Raw genomic sequence first — 4411 nt, 5'->3', positions numbered from 1 at the left:
CCCCCCCCCCCCCCCCACCCCGGTTTTGCCGTCTGGTTTATTTTATTTGTGCATTCCACTGCAGCCCGGTTTTGTCGCGGCTGGCGTCGCTCATCAGATAGAGATACAGCGGCATCAGCGCGTCGGGCGCCGGGTTGGTATCGGGGTTTTCACCGGGGTAGGCGCTGCGGCGCATGGCAGTATTTGTAGCGCCCGGATTCAAACTGTTTACTCGTATATTGCTGGTGTTCACCAGCTCGTCTGCCAGTACCTGCACCAGGCCTTCGGTTGCGAATTTTGACACGGCATAGGCACCCCAGAAGGCGCGCCCCTGACGACCAACGCTGGAGGACGTAAAGATGATTGATGAGGTGTCCGGCACGTCCAGAACGGGGAGCAGGGCTTTGGTCAGCATGAAGCTGGAATTCACGTTAACCTGCATCACCTCGGTCCAGCTTTCGATGGAGGTCTGGGCGATGGTTTTGCGTTCTCCGAGAATACTGGCGTTGTGCAGTAGGCCGTGCAGGGCACCGAATTCTTTTTCCAGCGTATCGCGCAGGTCTTCGTAGTCTTTCATAACTGCGCCGTTCAGGTGCAGCGGATAGATGGCCGGCTGCGGGCCACCAGCGGCTTCAATCTCGTCGTATACCGCCTCCAGTTTGTCCACGGTTTTTCCTAGCAACACAATGGTGGCGCCGTGTTGTGCAAAGGCTAACGCGGCTGAGCGACCAATGCCGTCGCCGGCGCCGGTGATCAGAATGTTTTTGCCTTTCAGACAGTCCGCGGCAGGCTGAAAGTTTTCAGGTAGGGTGTGAGTCACAAAGTCTCCAGTATCGCAATCAATTCGCTGGCTTGCTCAATAGTATAGTCGGCGCCCCAGCTACTTGCCGGGTCGCCAGCGTGCACGTAGCCGTAGTTGCAGGCGACGGTTGTACTGCCGGCGTTCCTGCCCGCTTCAATATCGCGGCGGTGGTCGCCCACGTAGATACTGTGTTCGGGGTTCGCGTTAATCTGCGAGCAGGCCAGTAGGATGGGTTCAGCATGCGGTTTGCGCTGTGTTACGTGGTCCGGGCATACCAGGCTGCCACAGCGCTGCGACAGTGCCAGATCACGCAGCAGAGGTTCGGCATATAGCGAGGGCTTGTTGGTAACAACCCCCCAGGGAATAGCGCGCTGCTCGACCCAGCTCAGCACCTTGTCCATCCCGGGGTAGAGTTGAGAGTGTACCGACAGGTGCTGAAGGTAATCATCTAGCAGTTCCTGGCGCAGGACTTCAAATCCGTCGTCGCCTTCCTGTAGCTGAAAGCCCAGCTGAACCAGCGCCCTGGCGCCGTCAGATACGGTAGCGTGGATATGCTCGAAAGGGATATCGCTGAGTTGTCGGCGCCGTCGCATGCCATTGAGCACCGCCGCAAAATCCGGGGCGGTATCTATCAGTGTGCCGTCGAGATCAAACAGTACTGCTGAGATCATTCGGGTTTGCTGGCGTGTACGATGTAGTTAACGTCGGTGTCGCTGCCCATTTTGTAGCGTTTGGTCAGCGGGTTGTAGGTCATGCCGGTTATGTCTTTCAGTATCAGTCCCGCATCTCGAATGTAGGCCGCCAGTTCGGATGGGCGGATAAACTTGGCGTATTCATGCGTGCCCTTGGGCAGCAGGCGTAATATATATTCGGCACCCACGACAGCAAACGCAAAGGATTTGGGGTTGCGGTTAATGGTCGAGAAAAACAGTTCGCCACCGGGCTTGCACATGGTCGCACAGGCTTTGATCACTGATGCTGGGTCCGGGACGTGTTCGAGCATTTCCAGGCAGGTTACCCGGTCAAAGGCCTCGGCATGCGCTTGCGCCATGTCTTCCGCTGTCGATTGCTGGTAATCAACCTGCACTCCGGATTCAAGCTGGTGCAGGCGAGCAACGCTTAAGGGCGCTTCACCCATGTCGATACCGGTCACGGTTGCACCGCGCTGCGCCATGGCCTCGGCCAGAATGCCGCCGCCGCAGCCGACGTCAATGACCGATTTGCCGGCCAGCGGCGCGCGCTCGTCGATATAGTTAACGCGCAAGGGGTTGATGTCGTGCAGTGGTTTGAATTCGCTCTCGCGATCCCACCAGCGGTGGGCGAGTTCTTCAAATTTTGCGATTTCTGCAGGGTCTACATTGGGTTTTGACACGTCTGGCGTCCTCGTTGGTTCAGGCGGTCGAATCAGGAAGTGACAATCTGTTCGCGCCAGCGCTGGGCGCGTTCACGAATGTCGTCGATATTCAGTGTGGTCAGGCGGCGGTTTTCCATGATCAGTTTGCCGTTGATCCAGCTGTGGCTGACGGCATGCCCAACCTGGGTGTACACCAGCTGGGACACGGGATCAAACACCGGCTGTTGTTCGATGGCCGAGAGGTCCACCGCAATCACATCCGCCAGTTTGCCGATCTCCAGTGAGCCCAGCTCCTGTTCCAGGCCGAGGGCTCTGGCGCCATTGAGCGTGGCCATTTGCAAAGCCTGGGTGTCGGGCAGGGCTGTGGCGTTTCCGGTCGCGCCTTTGGCCAGCAGCGCTGCAGTGCGCATTTCGTTGAACAGGTTCAGTGTGTTGTTGCTGGCGGCGCCGTCAGTACCCAGGGCGACATTGATGCCCGCGTCGAGCATTTTTGGAACAGGTGAAATGCCGCTACCAAGTTTTAGATTGGATTCGGGGCAGTGCACCGCGTGGCAGTTGTGGGCGGCCAGTGTTTTGATGTCGTCATCGTTCAGGCTGGCCAGGTGCACACACTGGGTGCGCGGGCCGAGCAGGCCGCGCTGAGCAAGGCGCTCGATTGGGCGCATGCCGTGTTCTTTCACGGATTGCGCCACTTCAAAATCGGTTTCGTGCAGGTGGATATGAATATTGATTTCACCGTTGTGAAGCTCGGCCGCCAGTGTGGCAATTTTGTCCATGGTCGGGTCGGCCACGGTGTAGGGCGCGTGCGGACCAAAGGCAACCGTAATCAGCGAGTTGTGTTTGTTGTCGTCGTGTACCTGCAGGCCTTTGTGGATATATTCCTCCGGATTCTGCCCCCAGTTGCTGGGAAACTCAAAGACCGGGAAGGCCAGCTGAGCTCGCATACCGGCGCGGGTTGCGGCCTTTGCGGTGATGTTCGGAAAGAAATACATGTCTGAGAATGTGGTTGTGCCGCTGCGAATCATCTCCGCCATCGCCAGCTCAACGCCATCGCGCACAAACTCTTCGTTCACCCATTTGCCTTCTGCGGGCCAGATGTGGTCGTTCAGCCAGCTGTCCAGTGGCAGATCGTCGGCCATGCCGCGGAACAGGCTCATGGCAGCGTGGCCATGGGTATTGATCAGGCCCGGCATCAGGGCGTGATCTGGCAGTTCGATCACCTTTGCTGCGGTTAGCTCGCGCGCCTCGCTAGCGGGCAGGATGGCGGTAATCCGGTTGCCGGTGATTGCCAGTGCATGATTGTCGAGTACGGGCTGATTGGCGTCGATGGTGATGATCCATCGTGCAAAAATTAGGCAATCTGCAGCTGTCGACATGGTGTGAAAGCGTCCCTTGATAACAATGGCGCTGAGTATAACCGCAATACCGCTGAAAGTGCTGCCAAATCTGCGCTAACGGCTTGTATATAACCGCAATTTGCTGTGAGAAACGCGCTCGATTGTGCTATTCTAGCCGACTTGATTCCGGTGCCTGATCACCCCCTTGGGTGACAGTTCCCGAGGGGAATTTCCCTGTTGTTTCCATGCGCGTCGGCAGAGGCTTTTCAGCCTCTGCGGGATCAGTAGTTTTTTCAGGAATCTGAGAGAACGCCAGAGAACGCGCAAACGATAGCTATAACAATTCGATTGACTGAGGACACCGTTGTAGATGGGTGAGTTAGCGAAGGAAATTTTGCCGGTAAATATCGAGGACGAGCTGAAAAAGTCCTACCTCGATTATGCCATGAGCGTTATTGTCGGGCGCGCTCTGCCGGACGTGCGAGACGGTCTCAAGCCGGTGCATCGCCGCGTGCTCTACGCCATGAGCGAGCTGAGCAACGACTGGAACAAATCTTACAAGAAGTCTGCCCGGGTGGTGGGTGATGTTATTGGTAAATACCACCCCCATGGTGACTCAGCGGTCTACGACACCATCGTTCGTATGGCCCAGCCGTTTTCGTTGCGCTATATGCTGGTGGACGGGCAGGGTAACTTTGGTTCTATCGACGGTGACTCTGCAGCGGCGATGCGATACACCGAAATTCGCATGCAGAAGATTTCCCACGAAATTCTGGCTGACCTGGATAAGGAAACCGTAGATTGGGTGCCTAACTACGACGGCACTGAAACCATTCCGGCGGTCATGCCCACCAAAGTCCCTAACCTGCTGATAAACGGTTCATCCGGTATTGCGGTGGGTATGGCGACCAATATTCCGCCGCACAACCTCACCGAGGT

The 4411-nt window shown here is 57.0% G+C and carries 5 protein-coding genes; 1 reads left to right on the top strand and 4 read right to left on the bottom strand.

The window, feature by feature from the left end; all coding sequences use genetic code 11:
- Nucleotides 1-37: 37 nt before the first annotated feature.
- From ABYP39_RS17585 to ABYP39_RS17570, 4 genes are read right to left on the bottom strand one after another with little or no spacing between them, the layout of a single operon-like run.
- Nucleotides 38-799 (bottom strand): YciK family oxidoreductase, encoded by a 762-nt coding sequence (locus ABYP39_RS17585; protein ID WP_372748544.1) that lies wholly within the window; start codon nucleotides 797-799, stop codon nucleotides 38-40.
- Complete coding sequence (locus ABYP39_RS17580) at nucleotides 796-1452, bottom strand: HAD-IA family hydrolase (RefSeq protein ID WP_372748545.1); 657 nt, start codon at nucleotides 1450-1452, stop codon at nucleotides 796-798. Before ABYP39_RS17580 ends, ABYP39_RS17585 begins: the two co-directional genes overlap by 4 nt.
- Nucleotides 1449-2153, bottom strand: a complete 705-nt coding sequence (gene ubiG, locus ABYP39_RS17575) for a bifunctional 2-polyprenyl-6-hydroxyphenol methylase/3-demethylubiquinol 3-O-methyltransferase UbiG (RefSeq protein WP_372748546.1) — start codon at nucleotides 2151-2153, stop codon at nucleotides 1449-1451. Before ubiG ends, ABYP39_RS17580 begins: the two co-directional genes overlap by 4 nt.
- A gap of 32 nt (nucleotides 2154-2185) precedes the next feature.
- On the bottom strand, nucleotides 2186-3511 hold the full coding sequence (locus ABYP39_RS17570) for a TRZ/ATZ family hydrolase (RefSeq protein WP_372783889.1): 1326 nt from the start codon (nucleotides 3509-3511) through the stop codon (nucleotides 2186-2188).
- A gap of 331 nt (nucleotides 3512-3842) precedes the next feature.
- Here ABYP39_RS17570 and ABYP39_RS17565 point away from each other — a divergent pair.
- Nucleotides 3843-4411: DNA gyrase subunit A (locus ABYP39_RS17565; protein ID WP_372783887.1), on the top strand; the 569-nt coding region annotated here is incomplete at its 3' end.

The organism is Litorivivens sp., assembly GCF_041625495.1.
Lineage (GTDB): Bacteria > Pseudomonadota > Gammaproteobacteria > Pseudomonadales > Spongiibacteraceae > Litorivivens.
This window is presented reverse-complemented; position numbering and strand designations above follow the sequence as displayed.

Coding starts and splice junctions, on each gene's coding strand:
- ABYP39_RS17580 (WP_372748545.1), bottom strand. CDS start 1,452: ATGATCTCAGCAGTACTGTTTGATCTCGACGGCACACTGATAGATACC.
- ABYP39_RS17570 (WP_372783889.1), bottom strand. CDS start 3,511: ATGTCGACAGCTGCAGATTGCCTAATTTTTGCACGATGGATCATCACC.